Here is an 18,292-nt window from a genome sequence, read left to right as displayed (position 1 = left end):
ATTAAAATGGATTCAATTAATGAAGGAATTGTTCTATGCATAAACGGCCTCCATCCTGATTTGCAGGATGGAGGCCGTTTTGTTTTTTTATAAATGAATTGTATGACTAACCGATCATTCTATTTTTGCTGGCCTGAATCCCTGCGATTAACAAAGCGATGGCCAGAATGACCTGTATTAGCAACGGCAGGGTCCATCCTTTTGTCCAGTCATGAAGCATACCGAACAGTAAAGGTCCAACTGCCGCTAGCATATATCCGAAGGACTGGGCCATACCGGACAGGCTGGCAGCTTGTCTGGCATCTTTTGTGCGAAGGACGAAGAACATTGTTACCATGCCAAATGAAGCTCCAGCACCTATTCCTGCCAACGTGACACCAATGGTAACGAGCGAAGCGATGCCACTTAACAATAAAGCATACCCGACAATTAAAGAAGAGCACGTTATCGCGGTTAGAACACGCTGATCTCGCGTTCGGCCGGCGAGGATTGGAACGATAAAGGTAGCTGGTACACTAACCATCTGCATCAGGGAGAGCATCCACCCTGCTGAGGTGGGGCTGAATCCTTGCTCAGCAAGAATTTCGGGAAGCCAGGTAATCGTTGTATAGAATATTAGAGATTGCAGACCCATAAATAAAGTAATGAACCAGGCCAGGGAAGAGGTCCGTAGACGTACAGGTGTCCCTTCACTCTGTGTGGCTATGAATAACATTCGCTGACGTCCTGCGGCGATCTGGGGGAGCCACAAGAGAAGCGCCAATATGGACAACAAGGCCCACATGCCTAACGAAGCACGCCAACCCATAGATGTGGCTCCTGCTACGGGCACACTCACACCTGAGGCGATGGCGCCAAATATGTTCATGGATACAGAGTATAATCCGGTGACGATACCTACCCGTAATGGAAAATCACGTTTGATCAAACTTGGCAAAAGCACGTTGCTTAATGCAATGCCGCACCCCAAAATTGCGGTTCCTGCATATAAGGAGAGAACGGAAGGCAACAAGCGTAATGCCACCCCAATGGTTACGATCATAACAGCCAATAGCAGAGCAGATTCGAGTCCTAGACGTTTGGCAAGACGTGGTGCAAAAGGAGAGACTGCTGCAAAGGCGAGCAAAGGAAGTGAGGTCAGAAGCCCGACCATCGTATGGTCGATACCTGTATCTGAGCGGATCATCTCCACTACAGGTCCGGTTGCTGTAATCGGTGATCTCATGGTAGCGGCGATGACGATAATGCCTGCTAACAACAGGCCGAATCTTTTGGATGTCGAAGAATGTTCTTCCTCGGTATGGATAGATGAGTGTTGCTGTATTGAAGATGACATTGATAAAATCTCCTGTTTCCTAAGAAGTTAATATGTATGGATTGTTACATTACCCACTCCGTAAGCATAACATTCTATGTCAATATTGAGCAATGAAATGAAAAAACACCCAATAGACCGTGGGTGCCTTGACTATCCTGTGAACTTTAACGAATCCACGAGGTTTTATAATGGGTAAAACCGCTATTTTCAGATTCTAACGAACCTCAGCGACGTTAATCAGGCTACGAAGTGCGAATAAGTGAGTTAATACCCCACAACGTGTTGCTTATAGAATGAGCAAATACGGATGCTCCAATGCAACGACATAGAGCATGTAACGAAGCGAATGCTCCGACGAACCATTGGGGTTCTCATCCCCAGACGCAAAAAAAACTTCCCGAAGGAAGCTTCTTTTAATACGTCCCAGATGGGATACTCTCCTTGCAGTCGAGACTGCGAAGTGGTGCTAACGAAGCGGATGCTCCGACGAACCGTTGGGGTTCTCATCCCCAGACGCAAAAAAAGCTTCCCGAAGGAAGCTTCTTTTTATACGTCCCAGGAGGGATACTCTCCTTGCAGTCGAGACTGTGAAGTGGTGCTAACGAAGCGAATGCTCCGACGAACTGTTGGGGTTCTCATCCCCAGAACGCAAAAAAACTTCCCGAAGGAAGTTTCTTTTTAATACGTCCCAGGAGGGATACTCTCCTTGCAGTCGAGACTGCGAAGTGGTGCTAACGAAGCGAATGCTCCGACGAACCATTGGGGTTCTCATCCCCTGAACGCAAAAAAAGCTTCCGAAGGAAGCTTCTTTTTAATACGTCCCAGGAGGGATTCGAACCCCCGACCGACGCCTTAGAAGGGCGTTGCTCTATCCAGCTGAGCTACTGAGACATGAATTTTTTCAAGCAAAATTGATTTTATCATATGCATACAGGAATATCAAGCATTTTATTTCAAACTATTTTTCGTATATGATATTTGGCGGCAGTAACGTTTTTTTCATTATATTTAAGGTTATGTTAGAATATCAGGAGAACTCAGAAAATAGATCAACAATCGTTTTAATATATACATCTATTTATGTTGATTCCGACTGGAGATTCAGGATATAGAGGAGGTGCTCCCATTAAGGAATCCACGACCCCGGAAACCGAGCATAACAACAATATTGTGCTGTTTCCTAAGACGCTGGACTATTACCAGATTCAATTGACAGTTATGCTTGAAAATGAACGGTATGGTGAAGCGATGAAATTGCTTCACTTTTTGCTGCAATGTCAGGGCCAGGAAGAGCGCCACTATGATGAATGGCGGGCTCTGCTCGAATGGCTTCAGGCTGCGTTTCCTCAATATGAAGAAACCTCGCCTGCCGTTCTTGAAGAACGAGAAGAGGAAGAAGAGATTAGTGAGGAAGACATGGCACGGCAGCATGCCCGAATGAAGCTCGAACAGGATGATGGTTATGCAGATAAGATGCTTCGCACAGTAATGGAGGAGCCGCTGTCTGAACAGACGATGCTGGCTTTGGAGCAGCTGGCCTATCTTGACCTACCGAAGATTGACGAGGCACTTACGAGTTGGTTAAAAGATAAGTCGCTTCACCCTCTGCTTCAATTTCGGGTGTTGCAAACCTTGCGTCGCCGAGGTGTTCAAGGTATGATCCTGTTTACGAGAGGCGAAGAGCAGGTTGAAGTCGAGATCGACACCGTGCCTCTTAGACCAGAGGAATTCCCGCTCCAAATCGTTCAGATTCTGGAACGAGTGGCAGATCAGACGGAGGTTCATGAACCTACGCTCTTTTATTTTGCCCAGGAACTGTGGATACAATATGTCATGGCGGTGTATGGAACCCGTGATTATGTATCGATGCTGGAAGAAAATGATTCCATGACAGATATATGGGCAGCAGCTCTACATATGACCGTTGCAGACAGTCTGGGTGGTTCGCATGATGAGGAAAATACCCGCTCAATGTATGCTGTGACAGGCGCGATGCGCTTTCGACTGGAGCAGGCTTATCGTTCTATGAAACAGTTTGTATCTGCCGGTTTGGATGGTTAATCGAGGCCGGAAACGTTTTCCTTAAACTGTATCAAGGGATTCCCCTTGAAAAAGAATCTAATCTTGTTTATACTAAAATGGTTATTTTGTACGTGATTGCCTACGTGAACATGTGAATTTTGGAGGGGAAAGTATACAATGAAAGCAACTTGGGAAAAGATAGAGAAGAACCTTGGGGTTCTTGAGGTTGAAGTGGATGCAGATCGTGTAACTGCAGCACTCGACAAAGCTTTTAATAAAGTGGTTAAACAAGCAAACGTACCTGGATTCCGTAAAGGTAAAGTACCACGTTCCATTTTCGAAGCACGTTTTGGTGTAGAGAGCCTTTATCAAGAAGCAATCGACATTTTGCTTCCTGAAGCTTATACAGAAGCAATCGACCAAACGGATATCTTCCCGGTTGATCGTCCTGACGTAGATGTTGAACAATTTGCTAAAGGACAAACATTCAAGTTCAAAGCAAAAGTAACTGTGAAACCAGAAGTTACTCTTGGTGAGTACAAAGGAATCGAAGTTGCTGTAGCAAAAGGTGAAGTAACTGAAGCAGAAGTGACTGAAGAACTTGAGCGTCTTCAACAACGTCACGCTGAACTCGTTGTAATCGACGAAGGTTCCGCTGCTAACGGCGACGTTGCAGTAATCGACTTCGACGGTTCCGTTGATGGTGTACCTTTCGAAGGTGGACAAGCTGAGCGTTATTCCCTGGAACTGGGTTCCAACACATTCATTCCTGGATTTGAAGAACAAGTTGTGGGTCTGTCCACAGGTGACTTCAAAGACGTAGAAGTGACTTTCCCAGAGAGCTACCATGCAGCAGAACTTGCTGGCAAACAAGCGGTATTCAAAGTGAAAATTCACGAAATCAAACGCAAACAACTTCCTGCATTGGATGATGAGTTTGCTAAAGATGTTAGCGAATTCGACACACTTGAAGAGTACAAAGCTGATCTGAAAACACAATTGGAATCCCGTAAAGCTGACGAAGCCAAAGCTGCTCAAGAAAATGCAGTTGTAGAAAAAGTGGCTGAGAACGCTGAAGTGGACATTCCTTCTGCAATGGTAGAGAGCGAAGTACAAAACATGATGCGTGATTTCGACAACCGTCTTCGCAACCAAGGGATGAACCTTGAAATGTTCCTGAGCTTCTCTGGCCAGACACAAGCTGACCTGAGAGGACAAATGCAAGAAGATGCTTCCAAACGTGTTCGCAATAACCTGGTGCTTGAAGCTGTAGGTAAAGCGGAAAACATTGAAGTGTCTGATGAAGAAGTGAATCAAGAACTCGAAAAAATGGCTGAATCTTACAAGCGTCCTGCTGATGAGATCCGTGGCATCCTCGAGGGTAATGGTTCCCTGGACAGCCTTCGTGATGAAGTAAAACTGCGTAAAACGATTGACGTTCTCCTTGAGAACAGCACAGTTGTTGAACCGGTTGAAGCTCCAGCTGAAGAAGTTGTTGCAGAAGCTGACGAAAAATAAGACAAGCTGTTATCAACTTGTCAGTTGAATAAACGATAAGGCACGTGAATTATTGCGTGCCTTATTTTTAAATTATGACATCCATTTTATAGAAAATGAAGTAATTATATGGATGAACACTAATTTTATTGATCCGCGTACACTTTTTACATACCTATGTACTTCATGCAAATAAAAAACGGCAAGACGGCATAGGATGGCTTCAATTTGCACATACATAGAAAACATGGTTAAATATGATCAGGCTAAAAAAGTAAACAAATTGATGTCTCACCCCTCTTGTGAAAAATGACATTGTCACAGGAAAGTGTTAGAATGAATTTGGGTTTGCTTTACAGGTGGCCTATGTCTAATTACATGTAGAAAAGAGGTTGGTCTCATGAGTCTGGTGCCAATGGTTATAGAACAAACCAATCGAGGCGAGCGGTCTTACGATATATATTCACGTTTGCTGAAAGATCGCATTATCTTTCTAACCAGTGCGATTGATGACGATGTAGCCAATCTTGTCATAGCACAGCTTTTGTTTTTGGCAGCCGACGATCCTGAGAAGGATATCAGCTTGTACATTAACTCACCTGGTGGTTCTGTCACCGCAGGGATGGGTATATACGATACGATGCAATTTATCAAGCCGGATGTATCTACCATTTGCGTAGGGATGGCAGCAAGCATGGGCTCGTTATTGCTGACAGCCGGTGCACCTGGCAAGAGATATGCGCTGACAAACAGCGAAGTAATGATTCATCAGCCGCTTGGCGGCATTCAAGGACAGGCTGCGGATATTAAGATACACGCAGAATGGATTATTAAAACACGTCAGAAACTGAATCAAATATACGTCGATCGTACGGGTCAGCCTCTTGAGAAAATTGAGCGGGATACCGACCGTGACTTCTTCATGAGCGCTGAAGAAGCTAAGACGTACGGCATTATTGACCAGGTGCTCAGTAGACCGATCAATTCCTAAAGGGGTGGTTTCATGTTTAAATTTAACGATGAGAAAGGGCAGTTGAAATGCTCTTTTTGCGGTAAATCTCAGGAGCAGGTACGCAAGTTGGTCGCTGGACCAGGCGTGTACATCTGTGATGAATGTATCGAACTTTGCACCGAAATCGTTGAGGAAGAACTTGGTCATGATGAAGAAGTAGACCTGAAAGATATTCCGAAACCAAAAGAAATTCGTAATATTCTGGATCAATATGTTATTGGGCAGGAACAAGCGAAAAAATCATTGTCTGTTGCGGTGTATAATCACTACAAACGGATCAACACACAAAGCAAAATTGAAGACGTTGAATTGTCAAAGAGTAACATTTTGCTGTTAGGGCCAACAGGTTCTGGTAAAACGTTGCTTGCGCAAACGATGGCAAAAATTTTGAATGTTCCTTTTGCTATTGCGGATGCTACGTCATTAACAGAAGCGGGTTATGTAGGTGAGGATGTAGAGAACATCCTGCTCAAACTGATTCAAGCTGCTGATTATGATGTGGAAAAAGCAGAGCGTGGCATTATTTATATCGATGAGATTGATAAAGTAGCGCGTAAATCCGAAAACCCATCCATTACTCGTGATGTATCGGGCGAAGGTGTGCAACAGGCTCTCTTGAAAATTCTTGAAGGAACTGTGGCTTCTGTACCACCACAAGGTGGCCGTAAACACCCTCATCAAGAATTCATTCAGATCGATACAACAAACATCCTGTTCATTTGCGGCGGTGCCTTTGATGGTCTGGAGCAAATGATCAAACGCCGGATCGGTAAAAAAGTCATTGGCTTTAATACTGTTTCTGAGCAAAAAGATCTGAAACCAGGTGAATACCTGGGTATGGTATTGCCGGAAGATTTGCTGAAATTTGGTCTGATTCCGGAATTTGTAGGCCGTCTGCCAGTCATCTCCACTTTGGAGCCGCTGGATGAAGATACGCTGGTACGGATTCTTTCCGAACCAAAAAACGCGCTTACCAAACAGTACCAAAAACTGCTTGAGCTGGATAATGTGAATCTGGTATTTGAACCAGCTGCATTGCTTGCGATTGCAAAAGAAGCAATTAAACGTAACACAGGTGCACGTGGATTGCGTGCCATCATTGAAGGTATCATGCTGGAAATCATGTATGAAGTGCCTTCACGTGAAGATGTTACGAACTGTGTCATTACCGAAGAAGTTGTTGAGAAAAGAGTCGTGCCTGAACTAAGCCAATCGAAGGACGATAAGCAGGAAGAGAGCGCCTAATAAAAGGCCTGAATCCCGTTGAACTCTGAAATATAGACTTGTCAGTTCTCCACTTTGGCAGAAGGCGAATTCATGTCTCTGTCAGGGTGGAGCTTTGACGTTGTGGGGAGAGAAATCACTCATGTATTTAAGACAGGATACACGTCCCGTGAAAGTGGGAAACGTAACGATCGGTGGCAGTAACGAAGTCATTATCCAAAGTATGTGTACAACCAAAACGGCAGACGTTGAAGCAACGGTTGCAGAGATTCTGCGACTGGAAGAAGCGGGTTGTCAAGTGGTACGTGTAACGGTGAATAATGAGGAAGCTGCCGCAGCCATCAAGGAAATCAAAAAACGCATTAATATACCGCTCGTAGCGGACATTCATTTCAACTATAAGCTGGCTTTACTTGCGATTGAGAACGGCATTGATAAAGTTCGGATTAATCCAGGTAACATCGGTAAACGTGCTAAAGTGGAAGAAGTGGTTAAGGCTTGTAAAGACCGCGGTATTCCGATTCGGATTGGAGTAAATGCGGGGTCTTTGGAAAACCATCTCCTTGAGAAGTATGGGTATCCTACGGCAGATGCTATGGTAGAAAGTGCATTGTATCACATTGGTATTTTGGAAGAGCTTGATTTCCATGATATCATCGTGTCTCTCAAAGCATCGGATGTGCCGATGGCAATTGAGGCGTATACCAAAGCAGCTCAAATCATTCCGTATCCGTTGCATCTTGGGATTACCGAAGCGGGTACATTGTTCTCCGGTACGATCAAAAGCTCCGCAGGTATGGGAGCCTTATTGTCCATGGGTATTGGTTCTACGATGCGGATCTCACTGAGTGCGGACCCGGTAGAAGAAATCAAGGTCGCTCGTGATCTGCTCAAAACATTTGGACTGATTACAAATGCAGCTACATTGATCTCCTGCCCAACGTGTGGACGTTTGGATATCGACCTGTTCTCCATTGCCAACGAAGTGGAAGAGTATATCTCCAAACTGAAGGTGCCGATTAAAGTATCGGTGTTGGGTTGTGCGGTTAATGGTCCAGGTGAGGCCAAAGAAGCGGATATCGGCATAGCCGGTGCTCGTGGAGAAGGTCTCTTGTTCCGTCATGGTAAGATGATTCGTAAAGTGCCTGAAGAAATCATGGTTGAGGAATTAAAAAAAGAGATCGACAAAATCGTCGAAGCCTACGAAGAGACAGGTGTTATTCCTGGTCGTTCGCACTGATTGATTCATATCTGTTACAGCAAAAGCTCGCCAGCGATGGCGGGCTTTTTATTTTCTCGTATACAAATTCCGTATCGCCCGTTTACGTCGCGTTGAAAAGGCTATACTACCAAGTATTAGCATGATCTCATATGAGAATAGCGACAAAATAGGAGGATGTGAAGACATGGAATTTGGTATGGTCATCATGTTGATTCAGTTATTTTTTGGAGTGGTGATTGGTTTGTATTTCTGGAACCTGCTGCGTGGTCAGAAAACAAACCGCAGTGCCGTTGAGCGTGAATCTCGCAAGGAACTGGAGAAGCTGCGCAAGCTGCGTTCGATCTCACTCACCAAGCCGCTGTCGGAGAAGACGCGTCCAGCTACCATTAACGATATTGTTGGGCAAAAAGACGGGCTGCGTGCCCTTAAAGCTGCTTTGTGTAGTGCTAATCCGCAACATGTTATCATTTATGGCCCTCCCGGAGTCGGGAAGACAGCTGCGGCAAGGGTCGTTTTGGAAGAGGCTAAGAAGAATCCAACATCTCCTTTCAAGCCAGACGCGAAATTCACGGAGTTGGATGCAACAACAGCCCGTTTTGATGAACGTGGTATTGCGGACCCCTTAATTGGTTCGGTTCATGATCCGATATATCAGGGAGCAGGAGCTATGGGCGTTGCTGGTATTCCCCAACCAAAACCGGGCGCTGTGACGAAAGCGCATGGGGGAATGCTTTTTATTGATGAAATTGGTGAATTACATTCGATTCAGATGAATAAGCTGTTGAAAGTATTGGAGGATCGCAAGGTGTTTTTGGAGAGTGCGTACTATAACTCGGAAGACACGCATACTCCTGCTTATATCCACGATATTTTTCAAAATGGCCTGCCGGCCGATTTCCGCCTGGTTGGAGCAACGACACGTTCGCCTCATGAACTGCCACCAGCTTTGCGTTCCCGCTGCATGGAAGTTTATTTCCGACCTTTGTTGCCTGAGGAGATTGGGCGAATTGCAGAGGATGCTGTTCAGAAAATAGGGTTCAGTCCATGTCCGGATGCCGTTGATGTGGTCAAGCGATATGCAACCAATGGACGTGAAGCGGTCAATATCATCCAGCTGGCTGCTGGACTTGCGCTGACAGAGAAGCGTGAGACGCTTCAGGCATCTGATGTGGAGTGGGTGGCGGGTAGCAGTCAGATTCAGCCACGGCCTGATCGGAAGGTCCCTACACAGCCGCAGGTGGGTTTTGTTAACGGCTTGGCGGTATACGGACCGAATATGGGAACCATTTTGGAGATCGAAGTGTCTGCTGTTCCGGCTCTTAAAGATCAAGGCCGAATCAACATTACAGGCGTTGTGGATGAAGAAGAGATTGGAGGCGGTTCGCGTACACTCCGGCGAAAAAGTATGGCCAAAGGCTCGGTTGAAAATGTGTTAACCGTATTAAAAGCCATGGGTATTCGTCCGAATGATTACGATTTACACGTGAATTTCCCAGGTGGGACGCCTATTGATGGTCCATCCGCCGGGATCGCCATGGCGACTGCCATTACATCAGCCATTCAGAGGCGTCCTGTGGATCATGAGACAGCGATGACTGGCGAGATCAGTATTCATGGTCGGGTTAAGCCTATCGGTGGCGTGCTGGCCAAGGTCGAGGCTGCCTTTCAGGCTGGAGCGAAGACCGTTATTATTCCCGCGGAGAACTGGCAGTCCATTTTTGAGAATCTGGATGGCTTGCGCGTTATCCCGGTAGATACGGTACAGGACGTATTCCGTGAAGTGTTCGCCTGGGTTCCGGAATCACAACAGATGGAACAAACGAAGCTTGCAGAGGAGACAGTTGCACCTGCACCGGAGATTTTTCCACCGGCATCCGCTTCCTATTTGCGTGCGGACGTGCCTCGTCCAGGACAGGTTACAGATTCGGGAAGCTGCTAAGCGCTTCCCTTCATTGGTTTTTTATGTGAACATTTGATAGAATAATGAATGACTACAACCTGAGAGCCATTGGAGGTGCGAAAGCGATGGGACCGAGCAAAGCGAAAGGTCGTCGTTTTCCTTTACTGCCTTTAAGAGGACTTCTCGTCTACCCGAGTATGGTACTGCATCTCGATGTGGGCCGGGAGAAATCGGTCAAGGCTTTAGAAAAAGCGATGGTAGAAGAACATCTGATTCTCCTATGTTCCCAAGCCGAAGTAAATATTGAAGAACCAACACAAGAGGACATTTTCAGAATCGGAACCGTGGCCAAGGTCAGACAGATGCTGAAGCTTCCGAACGGTACGATTCGTGTACTCGTTGAAGGCTTGGAACGGGCTGAAATTATTGAATATACGGACAATGAGGAATATTATGAAGTACTGGCTAAAGAGCTGCCTGAAGAGGAGAATACCCATCCGGAGACGGATGCCTTGATGCGTACCGTTCTGAACCAGTTCGAGAATTATATTAATCTGTCCAAAAAAGTGACACCAGAGACACTCGCAGCGGTGTCTGACATCGAAGAACCAGGGCGTCTGGCCGATGTCATCACGAGTCACCTGTCCTTGAAGATCAAGGATAAACAGGAAATTCTGGAGACCATCGACGTTCGGGAACGTCTGGAGAAATTGCTGGATATCCTGAACAATGAGCGCGAAGTGCTGGAGCTTGAACGCAAGATCAGCCAACGTGTGAAGAAACAGATGGAGAAAACGCAGAAGGAATATTATTTGCGCGAGCAGATGAAAGCGATCCAGAAAGAACTGGGTGAAAAAGAAGGCCGTGCGGGTGAGGTCGAGGAACTTCGCACTCAGATGGAAGAACTCGGCTTGCCGGACAAGGTGAAAGAAAAGGTCGAGAAAGAAATTGATCGACTGGAGAAAATGCCTGCAAGTTCAGCCGAGGGCGGAGTTATTCGCAACTACGTGGATTGGCTGCTTGGCCTTCCTTGGAGTCAGATGACAGCGGATGATCTGGATATCCAAAAAGCCGAAGATGTGCTCAATGCAGATCATTACGGATTGGAAAAACCCAAAGAGCGTGTGCTTGAATATCTGGCTGTCCAGAAGCTCGTCAAGAAGCTCAAAGGGCCAATTCTCTGTCTGGTTGGACCTCCAGGGGTCGGTAAAACATCACTTGCTCGTTCGATCGCGAGATCGCTAGGTCGGGAGTTTGTAAGAATATCTCTTGGCGGCGTGCGGGATGAAGCCGAGATTCGTGGTCACCGACGAACCTATGTAGGGGCTATGCCTGGGCGTATCATCCAAGGGATGAAAACGGCAGGTTCACTCAATCCGGTATTCCTGCTGGACGAGATTGATAAGATGGCTTCAGACTTCCGCGGAGATCCTTCCGCAGCGTTACTTGAGGTACTTGATCCGGAACAAAATAATACGTTTAGTGATCATTTTGTAGAATTGCCGTTTGACTTATCCAACGTTATGTTTATAACAACTGCCAACACGGTACACAATATTCCGCGTCCATTGCTGGATCGGATGGAAATGCTCAACATCCCTGGTTATACGGAACTGGAGAAGCAACAAATTGCGAAAAACTATTTGTTGCCCAAACAGAAGCAGGACCATGGTTTGGAAGAAGAGCAATTGGAAATCCCGGATGACGCGTTGTTGCGTGTAATTCGTGAATATACACGGGAGTCAGGTGTGCGTAATCTGGAACAGCAGATGGCTTCGTTGTGCCGGAAAGCTGCCAAGAACATCGTATCGGGTGTAGAAGGTCAGATTAACATCTCATCCGATGAGATCAAAGACTACCTTGGACCTGGCAAGTTCCGTTATGGTATGGCCGAACTGGAAGATCAGATTGGTACCGTAACGGGTCTGGCGTGGACTGAAGTGGGTGGAGATACCCTTATCATTGAAGTGACTGTTGTGCCTGGAACAGGTAAATTGACTCTCACAGGTAAACTGGGGGATGTCATGAAGGAATCGGCACAAGCCGCATTCAGTTACACCCGTTCCAAAGCTACACAGCTAGGAATTTCGCCTGACTTCCATGAGAAGAACGATATCCATATACACGTTCCGGAAGGAGCGATTCCGAAGGATGGTCCATCTGCCGGGATTACGATGGCAACAGCGTTAATCTCAGCCTTGACGAACAAACATGTGTCCAAGGATATCGCGATGACTGGTGAAATAACACTGCGTGGACGTGTGCTGCCGATTGGTGGTCTGAAAGAGAAATCACTGGCGGCCCATCGTGCCGGCTATAAAAAAATATTATTGCCTAAGGATAACGAACGGGACCTGCGTGACATTCCAGACAGCATCAAGGAAGATGTGGAGTTTGTCCCTGTAGCCCATATGGATCAGGTATTGCAGCATGCACTTGTTGAGCAGACAGGAATTCACCTGTAATCCACGTATCCGAAAGGTTCGTATGAAGAGTAGACCGTTCTGCGGAGGCTTCGGCGTCCGCTGGAACGGTTTTTTTGGTATGATAGAACAATCCATGGCATAATACCTTCAACAGGTGATGCATAGCACAGGTTTTCAAGAGAGGAAAGATACAATATGAAAGTAAATCAATCTGAATTTATTATCAGTGCCGTTCGGCCTGAACAATACCCCGAGGACGGTCTGCCAGAGATTGCTTTGGCGGGACGCTCCAATGTGGGGAAATCTTCCCTGATCAACCGTTTGATCAATCGTAAAAATTTGGCTCGGACGAGCTCAACACCGGGTAAGACACAGCAACTCAACTATTATAAAATTAATCAGGATCTCTACTTCGTGGATTTCCCGGGATATGGCTACGCTAAAGTTTCTAAAGAGCAACGCTTTGCCTGGGGAAAAATGATGGAGAAATATTTGTTGGGACGCGAGGAATTGAAACTGGTCATGCAGATGGTGGATATGAGACATGAACCGTCCAAGGAGGACAAGATGATGAACGAATGGCTTCGTCATAATGGACTGCCTTTGGTTGTCGTAGCCACCAAGATGGACAAGATTCCAAAAACACGCAGAGCCAAATATATCAAAGTCATTAAGGAATCACTGGGTCTTCGTTCAGGGGATTTGTTTGTGCCGTTTTCATCCGAAGAGGGATTGGGGAAAGAAGAGTTATGGGACATCATTACCCGCCATGCCCGCATAGATAAGTATGCACCAGTGCTGGATGCAGAGGGTGCTTCTGATGAGGAAGAAACCAACGGAATTAACGGATAACCGAGATAGTATACCGTTTTAGTGCAGGAAAGTGAGCATGCTAAATGAATTTTTGATGAGATTCAGATTAATCCGGTTTTTTAAGGGATTTCGTGAGAATTCATCATCTGGATCTGGAGAAAAATAACGTTAGGGTAGTGTATAATGAGCATAGGTGCATATTGCCAACAGTACCAAAATTACCGGCCATGCCGGCCTGAAGAATTTTGAGATGACTGCTACATGTGCAGGAAGACAAAACAATCGGGAAAGAATTGAGGGATTTGTATGGCTCAGCGGTTAGCCACAGAGTACGTTAAGGCCACTATGAAATTGTCAGAACCCCAGATGCATCAGTTTTTGCGCATGACAGAAGACGGCAGGCTTCATCACCGGGTTAAGGTGTTGGACAATGGTTGTCAGGAGGTTGTGCTGGGGGATGTAAGTGGAGAAGAAGTGCATTTCCCTTTTGAACGCATAGAAGGGTTTTATATCTGTGAATTATCTTGCCGCCTGGTGAATCTGCATCTGACCAACGTTGTCCGGAAGCTCTTTGTGACTTTTAAGGGTGACGGGGTCGTTCATCGGATCTATAAAGGGTTCACCATGACGTATGTTTATGCTCAAGGCACTGTCCGCAAAATTGTGGAGAAGACCGGGGAGAACACCCGAGTGATCTATGAATACAAAAATACGTTGCTTGAATTGCAACATCTGTTCCAGGCCAGAGATGTAGAACGCGAAATCAACCGTGTGTATGCCGAGATCGATTCACTACTGGACACTAGAAAAGATGCCACTGCTGATCAGCTCCATCAGATTGATGAGACTCTTGCTCGTCATCAAAAACGGTTGTTTGAGCTTGAAGCTTATTAGCTTAAAATTGTATGTTTATAAACGTATATGTATATAATGAATTCCCTTGTATCTTCCGGGCAGTGGCACTCGCCAATGTGGAGGTTGCAGGGGGATTTTTTGATGTGAGATGGAATATTCCGAATTGGAAATATTTATTTTACAATCTTCTGGAAAAGGGTTGATTTCACTCTAATTCAATGTTATTTTTAATCTCGTTGAAAACAATATAGGAACCAGGATTCACTCAGGACATTATATGTTGCGAGAGATTTTTCCCTCGGGAAGTGAATGACGTAGGTCCTAGCGGATGAAATTTTTCAAACATTTTATTCCTAGGAAGGGGGAACCGAAGGATGGAATATTCAACTTTCGGAAGACACGTTGCTGTTGATACTTGGGGTGTCGACTTTAATCTACTGAACAATGCAGCGTATCTGGAGGCCCAAATGGTTGAAGCAGCGGAGGCATGTGGCGCGACAGTGATGTCCGTACAGTCCAAGCAGTTTGATCCACAGGGAGCGACCGTACTTGTACTATTGTCTGAGAGCCATCTCTCCATTCATACGTATCCTGAGAGAGGTTTTGCAGCGATTGATTGTTACACTTGTGGGGAGACTGTAGATCCACAGCTTGCTATTGACTACCTGGTATCCGTATTAAAGCCTGAAAAAACGTATGCAAAGAAGCTGGTACGTGGTTTGGGCGAATTGCAAGTTGAAACACCAGACATGAACAACCAGACTGAACGGGTTTAAATAAAAAGTATATTGCATACACAATGTTCACATATCGGGATGGACACATAACCTCCCAAACTCTAATAGTCATGGAATAATTCCATGGCTATTTGTTTTAATATGCGTATCGTTATGAATATTCATAATCGACACTTTTTAACGCATAACGGTGAACTTTGGTGAGACACTACAATAAATGACAGTGCATATGATGATGAACATGGTGATTTCATAAACATTTCATAAAAATGACCCGGTCACGGCTATGATGTGTGATATAATTAACCTTGTCAATCATAAATGGATAGACATATGCAGTAAGCACTTTGATTGGAAATTTATTAGGCAGGTGAACTTGCAATGCACATCGTTGTCGTTGGTTTGAATTATCGCACGGCGCCTGTAGAGGTTAGGGAACGATTCACATTTGCAGAAAAGGATTTGTCTGAAGCGCTGCAGCAGCTCAAGCTGACCAAGAGTGTATTGGAAGGTGTAATCGTAGCCACATGTAACCGTACCGAGTTGTATGTTGTGGTGGACCGTCTTCACATGTGTGGTTATTTTATTCGAACATTCATGGAACAATGGTTTAACGTACCACGGGAAGAATTTACGCAACACTTATATATATATGAAGATGATCAAGCCATGCGCCATTTGTTCCGCGTCATCTGCGGACTAGATTCCATGGTCATTGGTGAGACTCAGATTCTTGGACAGGTGAAACAGGCTTTTCTTAAAGCGCAGGAAGAGAAATCAACAGGTACCTGGTTTAATATGCTGTTCAAACAGGCTGTTACGCTAGGCAAACGGGCACATTCGGAGACTTCCATCGGGGAGAGCGCCGTATCTGTCAGTTATGCTGCTGTTGAACTCGGTAAGAGGATATTTGGCATGTTCACAGACAAGAAGGTGCTCATTTTGGGTGCGGGCAAGATGAGTGAACTAACCGTGAAACATCTCTATGCCAACGGGGCATCCGAGGTCATCGTGGCGAATCGTACGCTCGCAAGAGCTGAAGAATTGGCAGCCAAGTTCCGGGGGACACCTTGTACGATGGAACAGGCATTAGATCGACTTAATGAAGTTGATATTGTGATTAGTTCGACTGGAGCTGAACGTTATGTCATGGATGCAGCAGTGGTACGGGAGAGCATGAAGCGTCGTCAATCTCGTCCATTGTTCCTGATTGATATTGCGGTTCCACGCGATATTGATCCGGCGATTGGTGAATTATCCAATGTATTTCTCTATGACATTGATGATCTGGAAGGAATCGTGGAGAGCAACCTGGAGATGCGTAAGGTGGAAGCTGCCAAGATTGAGAGAATGATTGAGCTTGAGATGGAGGATTATTACCATTGGCTCAAAACGTTAGGTGTTCGTCCCGTTATTCGCGCTTTGCAGGAAAAAGGTGTCTCCATTCATGAAGAAACGATGGATAGCCTGTTTAATAAGCTGCCTGAGCTCGATGAACATCAACGTAAAGTCATTCGTCGTTTGACCAAGAGTATTGTGAACCAAATGACGACAGATCCGATTAATCGGATTAAGGAAATGGCAGGCACGAAGCAAGGTGATGAAGCTCTGCGCATGTTTACTCAGATTTTCGCTCTGGAAGATGCAGTAGAGATGGCCGCTGAAAAAGTGAGTCAGAGTGATGCCACAGCTCTGGCGAAACCGGCCGCTCACCTTAACGAAAACCGGCAAGACCCCGTGCCGGCTTATGCTCCGGCAGGCGTATAAGGCGGGTGGGTAGCTTGACCCTTGCTGAACAAGTTTATGAAGCTCTAATCTATATGTATGCCCTGAGCCTACTGTTCTATTTCTCGGACTGCATTCGACGCAATGCGGGGGCGAAGCGGACAGGCACAGGGTTTCTTGTCGTTGTTTGGGGATTGCAGGTAACGCATGTCATATTGCGCATGTGGACTGAAGGCCATTTCCCCATCTATACCACCTTTGATTTTTTGTTTATATTTTCATTCAGTATTGTGCTGATGTCTCTCGTCATGACTCGCATCCAGCGTTCCGAATTTGTGATTTTGTTGCTGAATGTTGTAGGTTTTTCAGTTACGGTATTAAACCGACTGTGGTTTACGGCCGGAGAGATATCACTGCATAACTGGCAAACGGTACATGGATTACTCATTATGCATATTACCTTGGCGAATCTTGGTTTTGCGGCGTTAACCGTTGCTACGGTATTTGCCATGTTATATCTGTTCCTGCACCGTAAGTTGAAGAAAAAAAAGTGGAATGATACGATGCGACGGATGCCAAGCCTGGAAGTGATCGGCAAATACATGGATGGTGCTAATTTCATAGGTACACCGCTCCTTGGTGTTTCTGTGATGCTTGCCGTATTATCCATTGTGGCGGAAAGACGCTGGATTCTACTCTTGGATCTCAAAGTTATTGCGACAGGTCTTGCTATAGCCATCTATGTGGGTTACTTCGTATCTAAGAGAAGGAAACAGTTCTCTACAATTATCATGGCAAGATGGACACTAATTGGGTACGGATTTGTCATTATAAGTTTTTTATCCAATGCGTATTCAGCGTTTCATCGTTGGACGGGAGAGTGAAGGGGATGGACCGTTACACGCCGATATTTGTGAATACTTCAGGCAAAAAGTGCTGCGTGGTTGGTGGTGGACGTGTTGCCGAACGTAAAATTAAGGGATTACTGCATGCTGAGGCACAGATTACGGTCATTAGTCCGGAGCTTACTCCTGTATTAAAACAACTGCATCATGAATCCCGAATTCAATGGATAGATCGGTCCTACCGCAATGGAGATTTGCGGGGGGCCTTTCTCGTATATGCAGCGACTGACCATTCAGAGGTCAATTCAACTGTGGTTCGGGATGCGGAGACTGCGGGCATATTGGTGAATGACGCAATGTCTTCGAAGCACAGCAGCTTTATTACACCAAGCATGGTAAGGCGTGGGAGATTAAGTATAGCCATATCCACAGCAGGAGCGGGACCGGCAGCAGCTGCGGAGATACGTGCCACACTCGAACGACAGTTCGGTGATGAATATGAGACGTACCTTGAGTTTTTGCACCAGATGAGGACTGAGGTGAAGTCACGCGTATCTTCTTCAAGTCTCAGAAGTACGTTGCTTCGGCAATTAACTGAAATGCACATATTAGAAGATATTCGTACAGGCCATTTTCGGTGGTGGACCGAAGAAGAAATCGGGGACTGGATATCCCGTAATCAGGAGGAAGTGTAGA

At 45.7% G+C, this 18,292-nt stretch carries 14 protein-coding genes and 1 tRNA gene; 13 read left to right on the top strand and 2 right to left on the bottom strand.

All coding sequences use genetic code 11. The features are described 5' to 3' along the window. Window positions 1-106 precede the first annotated feature (106 nt). Together MHH25_RS24080 and MHH25_RS24075 are read right to left on the bottom strand one after the other, a co-directional pair. Window positions 107-1,336 carry an MFS transporter gene (locus MHH25_RS24080; protein ID WP_076320307.1) on the bottom strand — a complete coding sequence of 410 codons (1,230 nt, stop codon included), beginning with the start codon at window positions 1,334-1,336 and terminating at the stop codon, window positions 107-109. A 799-nt stretch (window positions 1,337-2,135) separates the two neighbouring features. Then, window positions 2,136-2,209: transfer RNA gene (locus MHH25_RS24075), tRNA-Arg, on the bottom strand. Window positions 2,210-2,536: 327 nt separating this feature from the next. On the opposite strand from MHH25_RS24075, the gene MHH25_RS24070 reads away from it, so the two are divergent. From MHH25_RS24070 to MHH25_RS24010, 13 genes are all read left to right on the top strand, one after another. Continuing rightward, on the top strand, window positions 2,537-3,379 hold the full coding sequence (locus MHH25_RS24070; RefSeq protein WP_036605959.1) for a hypothetical protein: 843 nt from the start codon (window positions 2,537-2,539) through the stop codon (window positions 3,377-3,379). A 138-nt stretch (window positions 3,380-3,517) separates the two neighbouring features. Beyond that, the gene (gene tig, locus MHH25_RS24065) at window positions 3,518-4,858 is read left to right on the top strand and encodes a trigger factor (RefSeq protein WP_340018340.1); all 1,341 of its coding nucleotides are present in this window, start codon (window positions 3,518-3,520) and stop codon (window positions 4,856-4,858) included. Window positions 4,859-5,237: 379 nt separating this feature from the next. Beyond that, the gene (gene clpP, locus MHH25_RS24060) at window positions 5,238-5,828 is read left to right on the top strand and encodes an ATP-dependent Clp endopeptidase proteolytic subunit ClpP (RefSeq protein ID WP_036605886.1); all 591 of its coding nucleotides are present in this window, start codon (window positions 5,238-5,240) and stop codon (window positions 5,826-5,828) included. 12 nt (window positions 5,829-5,840) lie between these two features. Further along, entirely contained in the window at window positions 5,841-7,094 is a 1,254-nt protein-coding gene (gene clpX / locus MHH25_RS24055) for an ATP-dependent protease ATP-binding subunit ClpX (RefSeq protein ID WP_036605887.1), read from the top strand. A 121-nt stretch (window positions 7,095-7,215) separates the two neighbouring features. Further along, on the top strand, window positions 7,216-8,313 hold the full coding sequence (gene ispG, locus MHH25_RS24050; protein ID WP_017692591.1) for a flavodoxin-dependent (E)-4-hydroxy-3-methylbut-2-enyl-diphosphate synthase: 1,098 nt from the start codon (window positions 7,216-7,218) through the stop codon (window positions 8,311-8,313). A gap of 166 nt (window positions 8,314-8,479) precedes the next feature. Then, window positions 8,480-10,234, top strand: a complete 1,755-nt coding sequence (gene lonB, locus MHH25_RS24045; RefSeq protein ID WP_036605888.1) for an ATP-dependent protease LonB — start codon at window positions 8,480-8,482, stop codon at window positions 10,232-10,234. Between the two features lie 86 nt (window positions 10,235-10,320). Further along, a complete protein-coding gene (gene lon / locus MHH25_RS24040) occupies window positions 10,321-12,660 on the top strand; it encodes an endopeptidase La (RefSeq protein WP_036605889.1) in 2,340 nt (779 codons plus the stop codon). 156 nt (window positions 12,661-12,816) lie between these two features. Continuing rightward, a complete protein-coding gene (gene yihA / locus MHH25_RS24035; RefSeq protein ID WP_036605890.1) occupies window positions 12,817-13,473 on the top strand; it encodes a ribosome biogenesis GTP-binding protein YihA/YsxC in 657 nt (218 codons plus the stop codon). 267 nt (window positions 13,474-13,740) lie between these two features. Continuing rightward, on the top strand, window positions 13,741-14,328 hold the full coding sequence (locus MHH25_RS24030; protein WP_340018339.1) for a non-ribosomal peptide synthetase module: 588 nt from the start codon (window positions 13,741-13,743) through the stop codon (window positions 14,326-14,328). A gap of 335 nt (window positions 14,329-14,663) precedes the next feature. Then, complete coding sequence (gene speD / locus MHH25_RS24025) at window positions 14,664-15,065, top strand: adenosylmethionine decarboxylase (protein ID WP_340018338.1); 402 nt, start codon at window positions 14,664-14,666, stop codon at window positions 15,063-15,065. A gap of 342 nt (window positions 15,066-15,407) precedes the next feature. Then, on the top strand, window positions 15,408-16,793 hold the full coding sequence (gene hemA / locus MHH25_RS24020) for a glutamyl-tRNA reductase (protein WP_036605893.1): 1,386 nt from the start codon (window positions 15,408-15,410) through the stop codon (window positions 16,791-16,793). Between the two features lie 53 nt (window positions 16,794-16,846). Beyond that, a complete protein-coding gene (ccsA, locus tag MHH25_RS24015) occupies window positions 16,847-17,635 on the top strand; it encodes a cytochrome c biogenesis protein CcsA (protein ID WP_047841339.1) in 789 nt (262 codons plus the stop codon). A gap of 5 nt (window positions 17,636-17,640) precedes the next feature. Continuing rightward, complete coding sequence (locus MHH25_RS24010) at window positions 17,641-18,291, top strand: bifunctional precorrin-2 dehydrogenase/sirohydrochlorin ferrochelatase (protein ID WP_340018337.1); 651 nt, start codon at window positions 17,641-17,643, stop codon at window positions 18,289-18,291. The last annotated feature ends 1 nt before the right edge of the window (window position 18,292 follow it).

Origin of the sequence: Paenibacillus sp. FSL H3-0457 (assembly GCF_037981725.1) — a bacterium.
GTDB classification, from domain to species: domain Bacteria; phylum Bacillota; class Bacilli; order Paenibacillales; family Paenibacillaceae; genus Paenibacillus; species Paenibacillus amylolyticus.
The sequence above is the reverse complement of the archived record's forward strand: the minus strand, read 5'-3'. Positions and strand labels throughout refer to the sequence as shown.